Source organism: Amycolatopsis jejuensis (assembly GCF_000717335.1).
Lineage (GTDB): Bacteria > Actinomycetota > Actinomycetes > Mycobacteriales > Pseudonocardiaceae > Amycolatopsis > Amycolatopsis jejuensis.
The window spans coordinates 278,389-294,155 of record NZ_JNYZ01000003.1; the positions used below are offsets into that span (position 1 = coordinate 278,389).

Consider the following 15,767-nt stretch of genomic DNA (forward strand, 5'->3'; position numbering starts at 1 on the left):
ATTCATTCACGGGTGCGCTCATCTCTGTGCCTCGCTGTCCGCCTGGCGCTCGACAGGCTGGGCTGCACATTCCCGACGCGCCGAGTCCACGAGAGCCTGCCACTGCTCGATGATCGAATCTTTCAGGTCGACGTACACATCATCGGCGACCCACGAATCAGTTCGACCGCCGTACCGGTACCCGTACTCGTCGGACACGATCACCTGTGCGGGCACGGTGTCACCGGGGAAGAACACACGCGGCTTCGTCTCGCCGGCCGGTTCCTCGCTGGCTGTGCGGAGAGCGTCGGCGTGCGGCTTGCAGTACTCGCCGTCCGTGGCGTTCGCGATGCAGTAGCCGCCGTCTTCCCGGGACACGCCGGGTATCACCTGGTACTTGCACGGCACGTAGCCGCGCGCCGGTTCCTCGCGGTCCGCGCCCACCCACGACTCGATCAACCGAACGGTCTTCGCTGTCGACCGCGTATCCACCGCGCCGTTCTCAACCTTGTGCAGCTGCCTTCGCCAGTCGGCAGGCAGCACGGCAACCTCGCGGTCCGTGACGTAGCCGCCTTCGCGCAGCCAACGAGTCAACTGGACGGCCATCCCACGCAGCGTGTCCGTGGTGGTGGAGAACCAATCCGAGTCCGCAACTTCCCGCCCCGCGTGGAGATCTTGCAACCTGTGGAAAAGGAACTGCTCGACATCGCACGCCGTTTCCTCGCGGTCCGGCAGAGCCTTCGCGCCGTGCACGATCTCCAGATGTGTCCACAACGCGTGGTAGACGACGCTGTGCGGCTCGCCAAGGCTCTGCACGTAGCAGTGGGCGCAGTAGTAGTCAGGGCATTCCAGCTTCAACGGCTCGACGGTCCGCGCCGGTTCCTCGCGGTCCGTGACGGGCTCGGCGTGGTCGTGGAAGACGATACGGGAGATGCGCCCTATGACGGCACCGTAGTCGTTGATCGGGTCGAGCACCTCGGCGCGTACCTGGTCGAGTTTCGCCGCCAGCCCGTCACGCTGCTTCCGCACCAGATCGCGTTCACGCAGGGCCAGCATTTCGAGCGTGCTGCGCACATGGTCGACGGTCGTGGGCTCGCGGTCCGTGACGGGCACGGCGAAGTAGGCCGCCGTCATCTCCCGCACCCGGTTGAGGATCTCGTGACAGTCGGGGTGGTTGACGGTGTCGTGGCACGGGTCGTCGTCGCCGACCGCGTCACTGATCGCGACCAGCGTGCTGCGCGCCTGGTCGACGATCGTGGGCTCGCGGTCCGTGACGGGCTCCATAACTGGCTTCGAGCCGGTCAGGGCAGCGCGGATGTGGCTGAGCGGGAAGAGCCCGGGGTCGTACCGGTTGACGACCGCCAGCGCGGCCTCGATCCGCTCCCGGGCGTCGTCACGCTCACGCTCCAGCCACATGTGGGTACGCTCGATCGCCTCCGAGTCCCGCAGCACCGACAGATCTTGCTCAGCCGCGGCGAGCTTCGCCTCCGCGGCCTTCTTCCGTTCCGCGAGTAGCGCCACGTCCGCGACTACACCCTCCCCGGTGCCATCTGTCACGTTCGGGCCAAGCGCTACGTCGAGGATCTTCTCGATATCGAGGCGCAACTCCGCGGCTTTCGCCTCCGCGGCATCGGCGCGGGCGATCGCCTTCTTGGCTTCCTGCCCGATCTCGTGAGCGAGGATCCGATAGTGCTCGGCGAGGACGGCGGGATCATCGCTGTGCGCCGTTTCCTGGCCCGCATTCGGCTGCTCGCTGGCGAGGTTCCAGGTGTAGCAGGTGCAGTTCGGCTCCGCGAAGTCACGATGGGTTTCCCCGTGCCCGGCAGCCTTGGTGCACCGGACGTGATCGTGATCCGGGTGCTGTGCGTCGCATTTGCCCGTTCCGCCCGGCTGGTTCGGCCGCTCGCTGACGTTCTCGTTGTCCAGACCCTGACTCATCGGGGCAGCTCCTCAATCGTCACACGGACACGCTGGCCATCGACCGTCCCCAGCCACGCCGATACTGTGCCCTCCTCGTTGGATTCGGCTGAATCGAGATCGATCACGAACGACTCCTGATCGACCAACTTTCCGTCACGGTCAAGCTCGATCGCAGTGAACGTCACCAACCGCGTCGTTCCCTCGCTGGCGTTCTCGGTCTGGTCAGGCATCCGGGTCTCCTTCGGGGTTTCGGGGCTCCTGACGGAGCTGGTCTGCGTCGAGCAATGCGCGACGCAGGTTCGGCGGCCGGAGTTTCGGGCGGCAGTCGTAGCAGGGACGCGGATGATCAGCGTCCCGGTCCACCCAGCCGTTCCCGTCGCAGCGCGGGTCATGCAACGGCAGTTGGGGTTCGTCGTCGTCGATCCGTTCGCCGGTTCGGTCGTGGCTCATGCGGTGTCCTTGGCGGGGAGCCCGCGCCGACAGGCGGCACAGGTGGGTGTTCCGTCGGGGCGGTGGTGGGCAGGGAGGCCGTGCGGACATTTGCGGGGGCGAAGCTGGATCGGCTCGGTTGGGTCGCGCGCGGTCGGTGGTTGCGTTGGGTCCGGGCCAGAAGGTTGGTCGCTTTTAGGTGGTTGGTGTAAGTGACTTGGTAGGCGCTCGGAGCTGCGAGCGGTCAATAGGCCGGAGCGAGCGGTCAATAGGCCCGTAACGGTGTTTTCCGAGCGGTCAATCGGTTCGTCCGCCGCGGATTGACCGCTCTCTATGGCGAGCAGTGAATCCGATTTGTCCACAGGGGACGGTGCCGATTGAGCGCTCTCCTGGGCGAGCGGTGAATCGTCGGATTGAGCGCTCGCTATACGGAGCGATGAAACTTCGGTCGGCGGCAGCAGCGACAGACTGTCCACATCAGACGGAAGCGTCAATCGGTACTCCGTGGCGCGCCCACGACCCGACCGGCCGCCACCACGCGCCACGACCTCGATCAGACCCGACTCCCGCAACGCGGCCACCAGGCGCCGTACCGTGCTCGCTCCCTGCCCCGTCACAGCAGCGAGGACATCGACCCCCGGGCGTACGCGGGTGCCGTCGGCGTCGGCGTACGTCGCCAGCGTCAACGCGACCAGCTTGAGCCGCATCGGGAAGTCAACCCGGCGCACGACGCGTTCCCATTCGAACCGTCCGCACGGCTGCTGCCCATCGACCGACACGATCGTCAATCGTTCGGCTCCTTTCCGGGTGGTGCACGGTCCCGCCCGTACCGGGGAACGACCGGGACCGCGAGATCAGGCGGTAGCGACGAAGCCGGGGTGCTGGCTGGCCATGTGCCGCGCGACGTCCCGGAACGACCGGTTGCAGCACGCACAAACACCAGCGGCGGCGCGCTTCCTCTGCTTGGTGATGACGCCGCGGAGAGCAGCGTTCGAGCGCTCGGCTGCCTCGCGCTGGTCACGCTGGTGGGTCGCGTTGGACTCCGCCCATTCCAGCCGCCGCTTGAGCTTCGTTGCTTCGCTCTCCCGGAACACTAGGCTGTGGCCGTTGGGGCAGTAGAAATCGCCGCCGTCCTCGCGACGCTTCCGCATGAGGTAGTCCGGCATCGCGAACGGCACGCCGCACGTGACGCAGTGCGTGGAGACCAGGGTCAATTCCGCGTTCAGGGTGTAGGTGGTCACTGCTTCTGTCCTTCCTGGACGGTGGGGGCAGCGTGGCCGTCATCTTTTGCGGACGGCAAGCTGGCGATGTGGTCGCGCCACGGGCCTTCGAGTCCGCCGAGGCCCACGAGCGACACCCATGCCCACGCGTCGTCGCACGAGCACTCGCCTCGGTAGGTGTTCGGGTTGATGCCGGAGTGTTCGACGGTGAGCCGGTGCTGCACCTCGGGTGTCGCGTTCACGGGTACCTCCACCTCCATGAGCGGGATCTGGTTGGGGTCGACCGGGTGGTGGTCGACGGGCCGCGCGGCAGAAGGGCGGGCTTTGCTGCTGCGGAGTTTCGGCTCGGGCGGGCCGAACAGCTTCCGGTAGCAGACCGGCCCGTACTTGCGCCGCTTGCTCTCGACGTCCTTGAGCGGCCTGTGGCACTTCTCGCACACAGACGCGGTCATGCGGCCCGCCTCAACGCGGCGTCGATCGCGTCCGGGCGGACGCCGAACCGTTGCGCGACGGCTTCGACGCTGTCGGTTTCCAGCAGCCACCGCAGTTCCCCGGCCGGTGGCAGCGTCCCGCGCCGACGCTCGGCAGCGGCACGCTCCCGATCCCGCACACGCTGGTCCCGCTTCTTGAGCCGCTGATACTCGCGTTCCCCCTCGACGACCCACAGCGACCGGTTGCCGCCCGCGTAAGCGGTGTGCGCGCGGCGCAGATACCGGGTCAGCGGCGACACCGACAGGTCGACCGGGCGCGGCTCCACGGCCGGGATCTCCCCGGTCGGCCGGACCGGGTCGCCGTCGGCGAGCGCGGCGGCGAGCACGCCGAGCACCTCGACGACACGCGCCGGGTTTTGCCGGGCCTGCCCGATCAGGCCCGCGACATGGTTGGCGAATTGGCCCTCCGAGGCCAGCTGCACCAACACTCCCGCCTGCCGTCTTGCGGCAGGACTGCCGATCACTTCGGGACCTTCTTCCGCCCGTTGCGCGACACCGCGACCCACCGGAAGTTGACGTCGACTATCCCGAGCATCTGCAGGATGTCCACGGCCTCAGCCGAGTCTCGGGCCTCCAGCTTCACCCGCCGCACGCACGCCGCGGTTTCCTCTGGCGTGCCCTTCCCGATCGGGCCGCCGAGCACGCCGTGCGCCTGCTCCGTCGGGGTAGCGAACCGCCTGTGCTTCGAGGTCATTCGCCACCGCCACGGCTGACCAGTACCACCGGTGCGCCGTCGAGGATTGCGAGCGCGCCAGCAACCTTGTCGACGTTCGGGATCGTCGGGTTCCCCAGGATCGCGCGGGCATGGTTCACGCGCGTCCACAGGCGCCCGTACTCGACGTGCATCGTGATCCATCCGGGACGCGCACGCTCCATCTGCTTGGCGTGCTGCTGCATCAAGACCTCGGTACGGCGCCGGACTTCCGCGTCCGGTAGTTCCGGCGCCCACTTCCGGCTCATGACACACCCGGCCGAAGCACAGCCCACGAGGCCACGTCCTGAGGCAGCAACGACATGGTCGGCCAGTGCGAGTGATGCCCGGGCGGAACCCACACCACCGACCACGGCCGCGCCCGGCCCCCGTAGAACCGTTCATCGTGGACAGCGACCACACCGATCGGTGACACCCGGAACTCCGCAGGCATCGGCGGGGCGGCCAGGCGGTCGCAGATCGCGTTCAGCTGCTGCACCGTGATCGTCATGCTGCTTCACCTTTCCGGTGATAGTCGGTGGTGTCGTCGTCGATGAGCACCGGGCCCCATTGCCAGTGCTCGAACGGCACAGCAGCCGGGTCCGCGTCGCGATCGACAAGCCACCCGTGCTCCTTCGCCTCGTCCGGGTTGGCGTGCACCCATCCATGGCAGGGAGGGCAGAGCCGTAACCCGTTCGACGGCGCCCACGTCCCGCCCTGCGACCGTCGTTTCCGGTGATGCCAATGCATCACCCCGCCCGCGCCGCACTTCTCGCAGCACTTCGAACGGTCGGCCACCCGCGCCCGGCCGTTCGCCTCGGTCCACTCCGAGCGGCGCTCGGCCTTTGTCCGGCCGCGGGTGCGTTTCATCGGGGAGCGTTTCAGCCCGGCGCCGCGGGGCAGGAACCCGCGGCGCTGCAACGGAGTCCGCCTAAGCATCGGCACCGTCATCAGGCGTGGAATCCAGGTGCTCGCGGTACCGGTCGAGCAGGTCTGCCGGTGCGGTCGCGAACGTCTCGCCGCCCAGGCCGCCTGCCCAGCACGTGAAATTGGCGTCGATCTGTGGAAGCGCCCATCCGAACCGGCGTGACGCGTAGTTGCGGATGGTTCCGCGGATCGCGTCGGCGTCGCGTTTGTCGACTGGCTTAACGGCCGCCCGGGCAGGCGGTCTGGCAGCGCGGCGACGCCGTGGCGACTGCGTCTTCCACAGATCCAACGCCATCCCGAATGACTGGCCAGCGTTGCGGAGCGCGTCCCCGATGACTTCCTTCGTGGCGGCGGTGCCGCGGCGCCCTTCGGCGTCGCCGTATCCGAGCCGGGACACCCCGGCCACGGTGAGCCGGATCCACAGGCCGCCGTAGCTGTCGAACACTGGGTTGCCGTTGTCGTCGCGCCCCAACGGTTCCCAGTCCCACCCCGGGTCGGCCTCGATAAGGCGTTCCCGGATGTGGGCGTGGCCCACGTAGTCGAGGTGCTCGTGCGCGACGGTGAAGACCTCGCCGCAGCTCTCGCAATGCGAGGCCTCATGCTCCGCGCAGACCGCGCCCGGCTGGTCCCGGTCCAGCAGCTCGCAGGCCGGGCAGGTGATGATCGGCCGCTGCCGGACCGCGGAATTCGGGAACTTGCGGCGCAGCTTTTTGAGCGCGGCTTTCTGTTCGTCGGTGAGGGTCACGCCGACCGCCTCTCGGGCTCAGCCTCGGGCGCGGTGAGCAGGTCGAGCAGAAGGTCGCCGTCGGCCAGCATTTCCAGCGCCGCGGCCCCGCCGTCCGGCGCGGTTTGGCACTTCACCGTCCCGCCGGTACGGTCGATCACCACGCCCGGGATCTCGGCCTCGCCGTCCGGCGCCATCGGTGCACCGTTCGCCGTGGACAGGTCGAGCACCTTGCGGCGCAGCTCGTCCGCCACCACCGTCACCGACTTCACCAGATGCGTCGCACCGGCCAGATACAGCGCTTCCGCGACTTCCTTCTCCGACCCGGTGATCTCGAACGCCGGTTGCGTCGCATCCGGGTACGCTTTCGCCGCCCACGCCGCGAACGCGGCCGTGTCGGCGATCCGCGCGGACACCTTGATGTCCTCCCGCAGCACCGTGCCCAGCCGCCAGCCCGCCGGGGAATCCACCCGCAGCCGCGACCCAGCCGACAGCTTCTGCGACACCCGCTGTCTCAGCGCGTCGTACCGGCCGTCGACCCGGTCCTTGAACGCCTTGAGCTGAGCCAGTTCCGACGCCAGCTCTTCCAACGTCACCGTGTTCGGGTCGCTCACGCCGACACATCCTTGGCGCGCTTCGCCGCAATCTCGTCGGCGAGAGACGCGAGCATGTCGAGCTGGATCTCACCGCGCAGCTCACCGAACTCGCGGAGGATCAACTGACCCTCGTCTGCGTCGAGCACTGCGGCTACTCGGTCCAGCCGCGCGCCACCGTCCATGACGCCGGACAGGTACAGGTGGTAGCCGCTTCCGTACGTGTACCGAACCTTCGTCCCGGTCAGTGTCTTCGACCAGGCGATCAGGGCCGCGAGGTGGCTGCCGTCGCGGACGAACAGCTGCACCCCGGCGTTGTTGGCGACCTGCAGACTCGAAAGGGTGCCGTCGAGTTCGGGGTGCGCTTCGAGATGTTCGAGGATGGCGCGTACCCGCGCGGTTGGGGTGCTCACAGGGTTCCTCCGATACGTCCAGCGCCCGGCATGGCGAGCGCGAGGTAGATGGCTTTGAACTGACCGACACCGGCGTTGCTTCGGCGCACGGCGGCCAGGAATTCCTTTGTCGACGGTGCCTGCCAGCCGAGTTCCGCTGCGTCGATCACGGCGGCGGCCCCGGCGGCGAAGTCGTCGACCGCGTGCACCAGCTCGCGGTCACGCTGCTCGTCGAACCGCGCGAACAACGGGTCCAGGTCGGGCGCGGTCATCTGGGTTCCTCCGTGCAGGTGCCGTACTGCGGTCGGCAGTGGGTCATGGTCGGATCGGGGTAAGAGTTGGGGCCGCCGGTGGCGATCAGCGTCAGCGCGACGGCGAGCATCACCACCGAGGCGATCAGCGCCACGACCGCGGCCACCGCCAGCAGCCAGCGTTTCGCCTTATCCGGGAGACCCATCACCGGCCACCGCTCCAGATGTTGAACGGCTTCACGAGGTCTTCCGCCCGAGCACGAGTCACCGGCTCAGGGCGGAGATGTTCCGGCAGGCTCGCGAGCGCGGCCGCGTTCTGCTCTATGAACTCGTCGGCCGTAGCCAGACGCAGCAACACCGGCTTGCCGTCCACGGTGGACACGACGATCGGGTCCCCGGCCGCCGCGGTAAACAGCTCGTGCAGCACGCAGTTCACGACCGGCATGCCTTCGCGTGCAGCACGTTCCTCCGCCAAGCTCGCCATTGCTACGCCACCTTTCCGAGGTAGAGGGGTTCGCTGTCGACGTCAGCTCGCCACGCGCGCAACATCGCGCCGAGGTCGTCGTCAGCAGTGAGGGCTTGATCAACCGCGTCCGCGGGTGGTCGGGGTGCCCGCGCCGGGGGCGGTGGACCGTCCGGCAGCGGCCCGTTATTGCAGCCCGTCACGGCGACCGCGACCAGCAGCAGCGGCGCCAGCACCCGCCGGGCCGGTGCCCGATAAGCACGCCACGCCAGCAGGAAAGTCCCGTATGCCAACGCGATCAGCCCAGCAGCGACCGCGAGCAGCGTCCCGTCGGCGGTGAGCCGGAACGAATGCGCCGGGCCGGTCTGCTCCACCAGCGCCGCCGGGGCCAGGAACACCAGCACCGCGAACGCGGCCACGAGCAGCGCGCTGGCTGCGCGGCGCTTCACCGCTTCACCGCCGGGTCATCCGGGCCGCACTGCCGGTTGCCCATCGTGTGGCAGTCCCAGCACGGTTCGTCTTCCTCGCACTGCACCGACGGCGACGGCGCCGGGTGCGGCGTACCGGGCTCGGGCTTGCACCCGGCCAGCCCGAGCACCGCGGCGGCCATGGTGACGGCGACGATGCCCGTGATCCCGATGCGCTCGCCGAGCCCCTGCAGCTTCCCCGTCCGGCCGTCGTTGTCGTTGCGGCGCTTCGGTTCCGGCTTCTGCTCGGCCGCCTTCTTCTTCCCGTGCTCGATCTCGAAGTCGACGACCTTGTCGGTCCATTCACGGACGGTCCGGAGCCTCTTGATGATCCCCATCACTCGCACACCTCCGCGGCGGTCGCCGCTTCACACTCGTCGACCAGGCGCTGCAGGTCTGTGAGTTCCATCTGGAGCTGCTCGATTCGCTTCTGGCGCTCGCGGCAGCGTTCGCACTTCGCCATCACTCGCACACCTCCACGGACACGAGTCGGAACGGCCCGGCCTCGATCAGGGCCTGCCGCACCGCGCCGGTACGCGGGTTGATCGCGCAGGAGTGGCACACCTCGACCGCGAACAGCGGACGCAGGTCGTCCCGGTCCGGATCGGGGTCGCCGCACACCCGCACCGTTGCCAGCTCCGGCCGGGCCGGTGCACACCACGTGCACTCGCCTGGTGTGAAATGCGGGTCGATCATCACCCGCAGCGCGCCGTGCATCTGCTCGGCGACAGCCTCGATCTCCGCCACCCGCACCGACGGCGGTGCGAGAAGCTGCCAGCTCGGCGGCGTCGCCTCGACCGGGCGCCGCTGGCCATTCAGCCACGCACCCAGCGCCCGCCGACACCGGCGGCCAGTACTCTGTTGAGCGATCATGAGGACTCCCTTTCCTCTTGGTCAGCCCGTTCCGGAGCCCTGCACGGCACCGGGGCGGGCGTCTTCATTTCTTGGGGTGGGGAGCTGGCGGGCCGGGCGGGGTCGGGGGGGCACACCCAGCCCGCCAGCAGCTCAGGCGGCGGTGACGCCGCGGGCGAGGTAGCGCTGCAGCTCGACGTCCGGAACGACGTGAAGTCGGCCATCCTGGACAGCGCCGAGCAGTCCCTCGTGGATCAGTTCGAGGACCTGCTTGTAGGAGAGGCCCGTCATCTGCGCGACCTCGCGCGGACGCCACGCGACGCGGACCGGGGCCTTCGCAGCCTTCTCCAGCCGGGAGATGCGGTCCGTGAGCTTCTCCACCGCCTCGACAAGTGCGGTGCTCATGCTGCAACTTCCTTGCCGGTTGCGCGTTTCGGACCGGTCGACTTCTCCTGATCCTGGCGCCGGGTCGGGTGGGCGGGTTCACGCTTCGGCTGTTTCGGCGGCTCGTCCGGGACGCCGTCGTTCGTTGCCGTGATGTCGTCGATCGTCACGCCGAGGACTCGTGCCATCCGGTGCACCAGGCGATCGCCGGGCTTGTCGGTCTTGCTGAGGATGTTCCTCAGGTACAGAGGGGAGATCCCCAGCGCGCCCGCGAATTCCTCGTTCGAGAGGTCGCGCTCGTCACGCCTCTCACGGATGGCGGTGGGGTTGATGGGGTGGAGTGCCATGCGAGAAGTTTTGCAGGTTTTTGCAAGAAGTGCAACCCATTGATCCTGCAGATCTGCCTGTTTGTGCAACCTTGATATTTCCTGTAGGCTGCAGAACCATGCGAAGACGAGGTCGGAGGCACAACCCGAGACCATCGAGGCGTTCCCCGCCTTGCAGAAACCTGCGCTACGCTCTGCGCGTGGAGGCCATGCGCAAGAAGCTCGGCGAGCATGTCCGCGACACGCGTGAGCGGCTCGGGTTCAGCAGCCGGGAGGCCTTGGCGGAGGTGGCGGACATTGGCACTCGCAGCGTCGCCGCTGTCGAGCGCGGCGAAGCAGCCGGCCGAAAGGTGTTGAACGCAGTCGAGGAAGCGTTGAACTGGCCTCACGGCACGATCTCCGCCTTCCTTAAGGGTGAGGCCGAGTTGCCGCCACTCCCCAAACGCGCACCAGCTCCCGAACTCGCACCTCGGCACGAGTGGTCAGCATCGGAGCGCGCCCGGATGCGGGACATGTCCATGGCCGAGGTCCGCGATACGCACGACATGTTCCGCAGGAAGTCGGAGTACTTGGCCGACGTGTGGATCCGCGAAGTGATGCGAGTTAAGGCCGAGGCCGAAATCGAGGATCAGCTAACTACGGACAGTTAGCTCACGTCGATTTCGAGATCTTCCCTTGACCAGGATCGTTACCTGATCTTAGGCCGTCTTGGTGATGTATCCACAGAGTGCGAGCCACGTGTTAACGCACCCTACGTGACGAACGACGTGCCTCGTACATGTGTTCGATCCTTGTCCGAAGGAGCCTGCTTTGTCCCTCATGCCGCAAACCGTGTCCCGGTCCCCCCGGACGTTCGCGGTCGCCTGCGCCGCGATCGCCTTGACCGCCATCATGGGAGTGCTCGTGGTCTCAAACATCGACAACGACTCGACCCCGCCACTCCTCATCGTCGCCACCACCGCGGCCGGGTTGGCATGGATCTGGCTGATGTTGTTGCGCCGAACCGAGAAAGACGAGCGTGCCGATGAGGAACTGATCGCGGCCATGCGATGCAGCCACGACCAATGTCGCCGTGAGGAGGCAGCATTTCGAGAGATCACCAGATATTTCAACGAAGGAAAACCGTTCTCGTAAAACTGCGGGGGGGCGTCCTTGCGCTTTTCCTTCCCCCAACCCCGCGCCGACCGAAAGGGAAAGCGATGGGCAGACCTCGAACCGAAATCGGAACTTACGGAAATATCAACATAACGGAGATCCGGACCGGCGTGCACGAAGCACGTACACGGTTCAGATATCGCAATGGTCAGCTGAGACCGGTCAAGCGCCGAGGAAAAACCGCCGCCGCCGCTGAGCGGGCGTTGAAAAGGGCGCTGGTTCAGAAGTCCAAAGAGGTAGCCGGAAAGAAGATCAATGGTGACACCAGGTTTGGTCACGTCATGGATTTGTGGCTGGCCGACTTCAAGGCGAAAGTCGAACGCGGCGAGCGAGCCCACAAAAGCCTGTACGACTACCGCGACACGCTCAAGCATCTCCGCAAACACATGAGCGAACTAACGTGCCGCGAAGCCGAGGACGCAGGCATGTGCGACGAGACACTCAAAACGATCCGGAAGGACACGGCGGGCGGCACGCGCGGGAAGAGCGGCTACTCGGCAGCCACGCGCGCCAAGACTGTGCTCTCGCATGTCTGCGGATACGCGGTCCGGCACGGCGCCATGATGACCAACCCCGTTCGATCGGTCGAGACCATCGAGAACGGTGACCAGGAGCCCATTCTGGTACTTGAGCCCGACCAGAGAGCGGACTTCATCGCGAAGCTGCGCGCCGAGTGCGAGGCGCGGGCAGGAAACAAGAAGCTGGGTCCGCGGGCACAGGCGTGGCTGGATCTTCCCGACCTTGCCGAGGTCATGCTGGCGACGGGTGCGCGGCCGGGCGAAGCGCTTGCCATGATTGGGTCGGACGTCGAGCCGACGAAGCGCACTGCCCTCATAGGGCATCACCTCGTTCGCGTCGAGGGCCAGGGCATTGAGCGCAAGGTCCTCCGCAAGGGCCGACGTAAAGCGATCAATCCGATGTATCCGTCGTGGGCGGCGCCGACGTTCAACCGGCGGAAGATCGCAGCCGGCAAGGGAGCGATGTTTCCGACGTGGAACGGTCAGTGGCAAGACCCCAGCAACGTGTCGAAACGCCTGAACGCGGTGTGCGAAGCGATCGGGTACGGCTGGGTGTCGGCCCGGATGTACCGCCATACGGTTGGTACGCACATCGTCGACCAGGGCGGCACGAATGAGGACGCGGCCGACCAGCTGGGCAACACCCCTGCGATGGTGCAGAAGCATTACCGGCGACCGAAGATCACCAACACGAAAACCGCCGAGGCTCTGGAGTCGCTCATGGATGCTCCCGATACGGGTTCATGATCGGAACGTTGGTCCATTTACGGTCCGGAAACCCTCGGTTGCAACCGACCACAACGGCGCGACTTCTCCTCTCCCGCCCAGGTGTAGCCCACAATCGACCCTATCGGACCGGGTTTTCTGAGACAGCGGGTGTCGCAGGTTCGAATCCTGCCGGGGGCACCAATCCAGGCAATGTGCGAACCTTTCGCTCCGTAGTCGTCGCTGGTGAGGCGGCTGCGGAGCGTTGGGTTGGCACATTGGCCGCGTCGGGGATGATGAACGTGGGCGCAGCCGTTTCGCGGCTGGTGATATCGACTCGGTGAACAAAGGTCTGCATGACGCGGCGGAGGGCTTCGTCGCTGCCAGCGTCGGCTGCGGCTGAGATGGGTGGCGAGTTTCTTGACTCGGGGCGAGCAGGTGTCCTCGTCCATCGTGCCGTTCTCGAACGCGTTGAGGTAGCGGTCGATGGCGTCCTCGTTCTTTGTGATGTCGCGTTCGAGGGCGGAGAGTTCGGCGGCGTAGGTGGCGCGTTGGTCTTCGACCTCGCTGGTGGTGTTGGCCAGGCTCTGCTCGATGAGGTCGCTGCGGGTCAGGGTGTTCAGCAGTGAGGTCAGGACGGCGTGTTCGAGTTGGTCGGCGGGCAGCCGGTCGGCGGAGCAGTGTTCGGTGCCGTAGCGATGCCGGGTGAAGCAGGTGTAGTAGCGGTACTGGTACTTGTTGCCTTTCGCCGCTGTGCCGAGGTAGCGGTTGCCGCAGTGGCTGCAGAACAGGCGCCCGGCGAGGTGGTAGTCGGAGTTGGCGACGGCGCGGTGGGTGGTGGCGTCGCCGCGGGCGTCGAGGATGTCCTGGGCGTCGTTGAATAGCTTCTCGCCGATGATCGCCGGGTGGTGATCTTCGGCTTATACCAGCGGTCGCGGAACCAAATTTCGCCGAGGTAGGTGCGGTTGCGCAGGACGTCGAGCACGGCGGCTTGGGACCAGGGGTTGTTCGCTTTGGTGCGGTAGCCGTCGGCGGTAAGGCGTTTGGCAATGGCGGCTGCACCGAGTTTGTCGCGGACACAGGTAGTGAAGATGCGTTCCACGACTGGCTTCTCGTAGTCGATGATGGTGAGCTTGCCGCTGCTGCCGACTTCGTAGCCGTGGGAGCGCTAGCCGCCGGGCCATTCGCCGCGGGCGGCTTTGCGTTCCATACCGTTGATGACGCGGTCGATGATGGTGGCGCGTTCGAACTCGGCGGCCACGGCCAGCATCTGCACCATCATCCGTCCGGCGGGGGTGGCGGTGTCGAAGGGTTCGGTCGCGGACCGGAACGCCGCGCCCGCGTCTTCGAGGTCGGCGAGGATCTCCGACAGGCCCCGGATCGATCGGGACAGCCGGTCCACGCGGTAGACCAGCAATACGTCGAACTTCCCGGCCCTGGCGGCAGCCAGGGCGCGTTTCAGGGCGGGTCGGTCGGTGGTCGCCCCGGATTTCTCATCGATGTAGGGCTTGCCGACGAGCTCCCAGTTGTCCTGCGAGGTGACGTAGTTGCGCAGCTTGAGGTTTTGGGCTTCCAGCGAGAAGGGCTGGTGCAACTCGTCGGTGGAGATCCGGAGGTAGATCGCCACCCGCAGCGGCGGGCTGTTCTCCTCGGCGCCGATGGTCGCCTGTGGCTGGGTGGCCTGGTTGGTCCGAACCCGGGGGCGACGCTGGCGGCGCTTGGGTGCGGTGGGTGCCGACATCACCGCACCGCCCGGCGACGCACCTGCTCGCGGTGCTCCTGCTCGTATCGGGCGAAGGCGGCCATCAGCCGCAGGACCATCCGCCCGGTGATGCTTGTGGTGTCGAGGTGCGATTCGGTGGCCGAGCGGAACGCCACGCCCGCCTCGTCCAGCTCGGTGATGATCTCGCTCAGCTCGTTCAGGTTGCGCGAGACCTGGCTGGCGCTGTGGACCAGAAGGAGGTCGAACTCTCCGGAGCGGGGGTCGGTGAGCGCGCGCCGCAGCTCGGGGCGAGTGGCCAGCGGGCCGGGTTCGCGGTAGGTGCGGTTGATCTGCCGCCAGGTGGGGTGTGCGCCCAGGCAGGCGGGGATCGCGGTTTTGATGCCGCCGCCGACGAGGTAGACCGCGACGCGGGTCCGCGAAGTCGGCGGTGCCGGGTCGGGTTGCGGTGTGTGGTTGTTGCTCATGGGACCGTCCTTGGTTACGTCGTTGGCCCCAGGCCAATCGGCCTGGGGCCAACGACGAACGCTCGACTCCTCGGTAAGGGCAAGCTGCTTGATCAGCTGCTTCGGCGGCGGTGACCGCGCTCGGCGAGGCGCTGCTGATGCCGCTGCTGGAACGACTCGTCGGCGAGCACCTCGGCGAGCCGCTGCGCGAGGACTGCGACCGCGGCGGGCCGGTCGGCCTCGGGCATCGGCAGCACGGTGGGCGGCTCGACGGTCACCCTCCGGTCGGCGGTAACCGCGTCGTCCGCGGCTCACTCAGACGGCCCGTCGGCAGACGCCACGCCTGGCCGCTGCGGTCCGACTTCTGCTGGCCGCGTCCGATGGCCCGGGTGGAGCCGGTAGTAGCTGCCCCAGAACTGCGCGGGGCCGACCAGCGCGGGGTGGGCTTGATCGAGCGACCAGGTCCACTGCCGCGGGGGTTGCGGGACTCCGTGGTGGGTGCGGCCGTGGACGACATAGCCCAGATAGGCCGGATTGGTAAGCAGCCCGCGCGCGACCTTGACCGTCCACCGTCCCGGCGGCGGGTAGAGGTCGGGCTCGGCCGCCAGGCGTGCGGCGATCGCGGACGGCCCGTGGCCGTCGTGGTACCACCGGAAGATCACCGGAACAACGCGGGCGCAGTCCTCGTCAGGCACGAGACGCCGAAGCGTGCGGCTGCGTCCATCCTGGTCAGTGACGCGATGGAGGTGCACCTGGTAGCCATACGGTGGCAACCCCGCCACCATCCGTTGATCGCGTCGAGGTAGCGGCGGTACCACGCGCGGAAGGCGAGTTCGCGTTGGTAGCCGCGGATCGCCGCGGTCTCCAGGCGGTGCCGTTCTTGCATGAAAACCGGCCACGCGACCTCGCACACGAGGCGGTACAGCCAGGTGCGCACCGGGCGGGGCTTGTCGGTGACGGGCTCGCTCCACGATGCCCATCCGTCGTCGCAGCCACCACCGCGCGCACGAGCCGCCGTTCGTCGTCGACCGGCAGCGGCGCCTGGCCAGCCGCGGCGCGGCGCTGCACCCAGGCAGTAACTTCCTCGGCAACGTAGGCCCGCATCCGGGCCTGC

32 protein-coding genes and 1 pseudogene are annotated in these 15,767 nt (G+C 67.4%); 3 read left to right on the forward strand and 30 right to left on the reverse strand.

Going from position 1 to position 15,767, the window contains the following annotated elements:
• Positions 1-18: 18 nt before the first annotated feature.
• The 23 genes from OO71_RS04400 to OO71_RS04500 all read right to left on the reverse strand — a co-directional run bounded on the left by OO71_RS04400 (position 19) and on the right by OO71_RS04500 (position 10,130).
• A complete protein-coding gene (locus OO71_RS04400) occupies positions 19-1,917 on the reverse strand; it encodes a hypothetical protein (protein ID WP_033288274.1) in 1,899 nt (632 codons plus the stop codon).
• The gene (locus OO71_RS04405) at positions 1,914-2,129 is read right to left on the reverse strand and encodes a hypothetical protein (RefSeq protein WP_033288275.1); all 216 of its coding nucleotides are present in this window, start codon (positions 2,127-2,129) and stop codon (positions 1,914-1,916) included. The genes OO71_RS04400 and OO71_RS04405 overlap by 4 nt, the downstream gene beginning before the upstream one ends.
• Positions 2,122-2,349, reverse strand: coding sequence for a hypothetical protein (locus tag OO71_RS04410; protein ID WP_033288276.1), 228 nt, complete (start codon positions 2,347-2,349; stop codon positions 2,122-2,124). Before OO71_RS04410 ends, OO71_RS04405 begins: the two co-directional genes overlap by 8 nt.
• The gene (locus tag OO71_RS53545; protein WP_483756972.1) at positions 2,346-3,035 is read right to left on the reverse strand and encodes a helix-turn-helix domain-containing protein; all 690 of its coding nucleotides are present in this window, start codon (positions 3,033-3,035) and stop codon (positions 2,346-2,348) included. Before OO71_RS53545 ends, OO71_RS04410 begins: the two co-directional genes overlap by 4 nt.
• Positions 3,036-3,182: 147 nt before the next feature.
• Positions 3,183-3,569, reverse strand: coding sequence for a hypothetical protein (locus OO71_RS04415; RefSeq protein ID WP_051790995.1), 387 nt, complete (start codon positions 3,567-3,569; stop codon positions 3,183-3,185).
• Positions 3,566-4,000, reverse strand: a complete 435-nt coding sequence (locus OO71_RS04420; RefSeq protein WP_033288277.1) for a DUF6011 domain-containing protein — start codon at positions 3,998-4,000, stop codon at positions 3,566-3,568. Before OO71_RS04420 ends, OO71_RS04415 begins: the two co-directional genes overlap by 4 nt.
• The gene (locus OO71_RS04425; protein WP_156096162.1) at positions 3,997-4,503 is read right to left on the reverse strand and encodes a hypothetical protein; all 507 of its coding nucleotides are present in this window, start codon (positions 4,501-4,503) and stop codon (positions 3,997-3,999) included. The genes OO71_RS04420 and OO71_RS04425 overlap by 4 nt, the downstream gene beginning before the upstream one ends.
• The gene (locus OO71_RS04430) at positions 4,500-4,733 is read right to left on the reverse strand and encodes a hypothetical protein (RefSeq protein WP_033288279.1); all 234 of its coding nucleotides are present in this window, start codon (positions 4,731-4,733) and stop codon (positions 4,500-4,502) included. Before OO71_RS04430 ends, OO71_RS04425 begins: the two co-directional genes overlap by 4 nt.
• Positions 4,730-4,999 (reverse strand): hypothetical protein, encoded by a 270-nt coding sequence (locus OO71_RS04435; protein WP_033288280.1) that lies wholly within the window; start codon positions 4,997-4,999, stop codon positions 4,730-4,732. Before OO71_RS04435 ends, OO71_RS04430 begins: the two co-directional genes overlap by 4 nt.
• Positions 4,996-5,241: a hypothetical protein gene (locus tag OO71_RS04440; protein ID WP_033288281.1), complete on the reverse strand. Its 246-nt coding sequence runs from the start codon at positions 5,239-5,241 to the stop codon at positions 4,996-4,998. The genes OO71_RS04435 and OO71_RS04440 overlap by 4 nt, the downstream gene beginning before the upstream one ends.
• Positions 5,238-5,669 carry an HNH endonuclease signature motif containing protein gene (locus OO71_RS04445; RefSeq protein WP_156096163.1) on the reverse strand — a complete coding sequence of 144 codons (432 nt, stop codon included), beginning with the start codon at positions 5,667-5,669 and terminating at the stop codon, positions 5,238-5,240. Before OO71_RS04445 ends, OO71_RS04440 begins: the two co-directional genes overlap by 4 nt.
• Positions 5,662-6,402 carry a hypothetical protein gene (locus tag OO71_RS47005; RefSeq protein WP_051790996.1) on the reverse strand — a complete coding sequence of 247 codons (741 nt, stop codon included), beginning with the start codon at positions 6,400-6,402 and terminating at the stop codon, positions 5,662-5,664. Before OO71_RS47005 ends, OO71_RS04445 begins: the two co-directional genes overlap by 8 nt.
• Positions 6,399-6,995, reverse strand: a complete 597-nt coding sequence (locus OO71_RS49875; RefSeq protein ID WP_033288283.1) for a hypothetical protein — start codon at positions 6,993-6,995, stop codon at positions 6,399-6,401. Before OO71_RS49875 ends, OO71_RS47005 begins: the two co-directional genes overlap by 4 nt.
• Positions 6,992-7,387, reverse strand: coding sequence for a hypothetical protein (locus OO71_RS04460; RefSeq protein ID WP_033288284.1), 396 nt, complete (start codon positions 7,385-7,387; stop codon positions 6,992-6,994). The genes OO71_RS49875 and OO71_RS04460 overlap by 4 nt, the downstream gene beginning before the upstream one ends.
• Entirely contained in the window at positions 7,384-7,638 is a 255-nt protein-coding gene (locus tag OO71_RS04465) for a hypothetical protein (RefSeq protein WP_033288285.1), read from the reverse strand. Before OO71_RS04465 ends, OO71_RS04460 begins: the two co-directional genes overlap by 4 nt.
• Positions 7,635-7,823 (reverse strand): hypothetical protein, encoded by a 189-nt coding sequence (locus OO71_RS04470; RefSeq protein WP_033288286.1) that lies wholly within the window; start codon positions 7,821-7,823, stop codon positions 7,635-7,637. Before OO71_RS04470 ends, OO71_RS04465 begins: the two co-directional genes overlap by 4 nt.
• Complete coding sequence (locus tag OO71_RS04475; RefSeq protein ID WP_033288287.1) at positions 7,823-8,101, reverse strand: hypothetical protein; 279 nt, start codon at positions 8,099-8,101, stop codon at positions 7,823-7,825. The genes OO71_RS04470 and OO71_RS04475 overlap by 1 nt, the downstream gene beginning before the upstream one ends.
• 2 nt (positions 8,102-8,103) lie before the next feature.
• Positions 8,104-8,529 (reverse strand): hypothetical protein, encoded by a 426-nt coding sequence (locus OO71_RS04480; protein ID WP_033288288.1) that lies wholly within the window; start codon positions 8,527-8,529, stop codon positions 8,104-8,106.
• Positions 8,526-8,885 carry a hypothetical protein gene (locus tag OO71_RS47010; RefSeq protein ID WP_051790997.1) on the reverse strand — a complete coding sequence of 120 codons (360 nt, stop codon included), beginning with the start codon at positions 8,883-8,885 and terminating at the stop codon, positions 8,526-8,528. The genes OO71_RS04480 and OO71_RS47010 overlap by 4 nt, the downstream gene beginning before the upstream one ends.
• On the reverse strand, positions 8,885-9,010 hold the full coding sequence (locus tag OO71_RS52855; RefSeq protein ID WP_281178388.1) for a hypothetical protein: 126 nt from the start codon (positions 9,008-9,010) through the stop codon (positions 8,885-8,887). Before OO71_RS52855 ends, OO71_RS47010 begins: the two co-directional genes overlap by 1 nt.
• Positions 9,010-9,420: a hypothetical protein gene (locus OO71_RS04490; RefSeq protein ID WP_033288289.1), complete on the reverse strand. Its 411-nt coding sequence runs from the start codon at positions 9,418-9,420 to the stop codon at positions 9,010-9,012. The genes OO71_RS52855 and OO71_RS04490 overlap by 1 nt, the downstream gene beginning before the upstream one ends.
• A gap of 132 nt (positions 9,421-9,552) precedes the next feature.
• Positions 9,553-9,804 carry a helix-turn-helix domain-containing protein gene (locus tag OO71_RS04495; RefSeq protein ID WP_033288290.1) on the reverse strand — a complete coding sequence of 84 codons (252 nt, stop codon included), beginning with the start codon at positions 9,802-9,804 and terminating at the stop codon, positions 9,553-9,555.
• Positions 9,801-10,130 (reverse strand): helix-turn-helix domain-containing protein, encoded by a 330-nt coding sequence (locus tag OO71_RS04500; protein WP_033288291.1) that lies wholly within the window; start codon positions 10,128-10,130, stop codon positions 9,801-9,803. The genes OO71_RS04495 and OO71_RS04500 overlap by 4 nt, the downstream gene beginning before the upstream one ends.
• A 179-nt stretch (positions 10,131-10,309) precedes the next feature.
• Between OO71_RS04500 and OO71_RS04505 the strand changes: the two genes are divergently transcribed.
• From OO71_RS04505 to OO71_RS04515, 3 genes are all read left to right on the forward strand, one after another.
• Positions 10,310-10,759, forward strand: a complete 450-nt coding sequence (locus OO71_RS04505; RefSeq protein ID WP_033288292.1) for a helix-turn-helix domain-containing protein — start codon at positions 10,310-10,312, stop codon at positions 10,757-10,759.
• A gap of 160 nt (positions 10,760-10,919) precedes the next feature.
• The gene (locus tag OO71_RS04510; protein WP_156096164.1) at positions 10,920-11,243 is read left to right on the forward strand and encodes a hypothetical protein; all 324 of its coding nucleotides are present in this window, start codon (positions 10,920-10,922) and stop codon (positions 11,241-11,243) included.
• Positions 11,244-11,374: 131 nt separating this feature from the next.
• Entirely contained in the window at positions 11,375-12,529 is a 1,155-nt protein-coding gene (locus tag OO71_RS04515) for a site-specific integrase (protein ID WP_162186024.1), read from the forward strand.
• Positions 12,530-12,546: 17 nt separating this feature from the next.
• Here the strand turns inward: OO71_RS04515 and OO71_RS53215 are convergent, their stop codons facing one another.
• From OO71_RS53215 to OO71_RS51940, 7 genes and pseudogenes are all read right to left on the reverse strand, one after another.
• The gene (locus OO71_RS53215) at positions 12,547-13,386 is read right to left on the reverse strand and encodes a recombinase zinc ribbon domain-containing protein (protein ID WP_084144711.1); all 840 of its coding nucleotides are present in this window, start codon (positions 13,384-13,386) and stop codon (positions 12,547-12,549) included.
• 17 nt (positions 13,387-13,403) lie between these two features.
• Positions 13,404-13,589: pseudogene (locus tag OO71_RS53220) on the reverse strand (recombinase family protein); the annotation flags it as partial.
• Between the two features lie 66 nt (positions 13,590-13,655).
• Positions 13,656-14,228: a recombinase family protein gene (locus OO71_RS47020; RefSeq protein WP_156096166.1), complete on the reverse strand. Its 573-nt coding sequence runs from the start codon at positions 14,226-14,228 to the stop codon at positions 13,656-13,658.
• On the reverse strand, positions 14,228-14,674 hold the full coding sequence (locus OO71_RS04525; protein WP_033288295.1) for a recombinase family protein: 447 nt from the start codon (positions 14,672-14,674) through the stop codon (positions 14,228-14,230). The genes OO71_RS47020 and OO71_RS04525 overlap by 1 nt, the downstream gene beginning before the upstream one ends.
• 92 nt (positions 14,675-14,766) lie before the next feature.
• Positions 14,767-14,901: a hypothetical protein gene (locus tag OO71_RS52860; protein ID WP_281178389.1), complete on the reverse strand. Its 135-nt coding sequence runs from the start codon at positions 14,899-14,901 to the stop codon at positions 14,767-14,769.
• A 63-nt stretch (positions 14,902-14,964) separates the two neighbouring features.
• A complete protein-coding gene (locus OO71_RS51935) occupies positions 14,965-15,348 on the reverse strand; it encodes a recombinase family protein (protein WP_245633559.1) in 384 nt (127 codons plus the stop codon).
• Positions 15,312-15,590, reverse strand: coding sequence for a hypothetical protein (locus OO71_RS51940; protein ID WP_051791001.1), 279 nt, complete (start codon positions 15,588-15,590; stop codon positions 15,312-15,314). Before OO71_RS51940 ends, OO71_RS51935 begins: the two co-directional genes overlap by 37 nt.
• Positions 15,591-15,767: the final 177 nt, after the last annotated feature.

Coding starts and splice junctions, on each gene's coding strand:
- OO71_RS04445 (WP_156096163.1), bottom strand. CDS start 5,669: ATGCTTAGGCGGACTCCGTTGCAGCGCCGCGGGTTCCTGCCCCGCGGC.
- OO71_RS04435 (WP_033288280.1), bottom strand. CDS start 4,999: ATGAGCCGGAAGTGGGCGCCGGAACTACCGGACGCGGAAGTCCGGCGC.
- OO71_RS04490 (WP_033288289.1), bottom strand. CDS start 9,420: ATGATCGCTCAACAGAGTACTGGCCGCCGGTGTCGGCGGGCGCTGGGT.
- OO71_RS47010 (WP_051790997.1), bottom strand. CDS start 8,885: ATGGGGATCATCAAGAGGCTCCGGACCGTCCGTGAATGGACCGACAAG.
- OO71_RS04525 (WP_033288295.1), bottom strand. CDS start 14,674: ATGAGCAACAACCACACACCGCAACCCGACCCGGCACCGCCGACTTCG.
- OO71_RS04405 (WP_033288275.1), bottom strand. CDS start 2,129: ATGCCTGACCAGACCGAGAACGCCAGCGAGGGAACGACGCGGTTGGTG.
- OO71_RS52855 (WP_281178388.1), bottom strand. CDS start 9,010: ATGGCGAAGTGCGAACGCTGCCGCGAGCGCCAGAAGCGAATCGAGCAG.
- OO71_RS04410 (WP_033288276.1), bottom strand. CDS start 2,349: ATGAGCCACGACCGAACCGGCGAACGGATCGACGACGACGAACCCCAA.
- OO71_RS04475 (WP_033288287.1), bottom strand. CDS start 8,101: ATGGCGAGCTTGGCGGAGGAACGTGCTGCACGCGAAGGCATGCCGGTC.
- OO71_RS04470 (WP_033288286.1), bottom strand. CDS start 7,823: ATGGGTCTCCCGGATAAGGCGAAACGCTGGCTGCTGGCGGTGGCCGCG.
- OO71_RS53545 (WP_483756972.1), bottom strand. CDS start 3,035: ATGCGGCTCAAGCTGGTCGCGTTGACGCTGGCGACGTACGCCGACGCC.
- OO71_RS52860 (WP_281178389.1), bottom strand. CDS start 14,901: ATGCCCGAGGCCGACCGGCCCGCCGCGGTCGCAGTCCTCGCGCAGCGG.
- OO71_RS04465 (WP_033288285.1), bottom strand. CDS start 7,638: ATGACCGCGCCCGACCTGGACCCGTTGTTCGCGCGGTTCGACGAGCAG.
- OO71_RS04420 (WP_033288277.1), bottom strand. CDS start 4,000: ATGACCGCGTCTGTGTGCGAGAAGTGCCACAGGCCGCTCAAGGACGTC.
- OO71_RS04495 (WP_033288290.1), bottom strand. CDS start 9,804: ATGAGCACCGCACTTGTCGAGGCGGTGGAGAAGCTCACGGACCGCATC.
- OO71_RS04500 (WP_033288291.1), bottom strand. CDS start 10,130: ATGGCACTCCACCCCATCAACCCCACCGCCATCCGTGAGAGGCGTGAC.
- OO71_RS04430 (WP_033288279.1), bottom strand. CDS start 4,733: ATGACCTCGAAGCACAGGCGGTTCGCTACCCCGACGGAGCAGGCGCAC.
- OO71_RS04440 (WP_033288281.1), bottom strand. CDS start 5,241: ATGACGATCACGGTGCAGCAGCTGAACGCGATCTGCGACCGCCTGGCC.
- OO71_RS47020 (WP_156096166.1), bottom strand. CDS start 14,228: ATGTCGGCACCCACCGCACCCAAGCGCCGCCAGCGTCGCCCCCGGGTT.
- OO71_RS04400 (WP_033288274.1), bottom strand. CDS start 1,917: ATGAGTCAGGGTCTGGACAACGAGAACGTCAGCGAGCGGCCGAACCAG.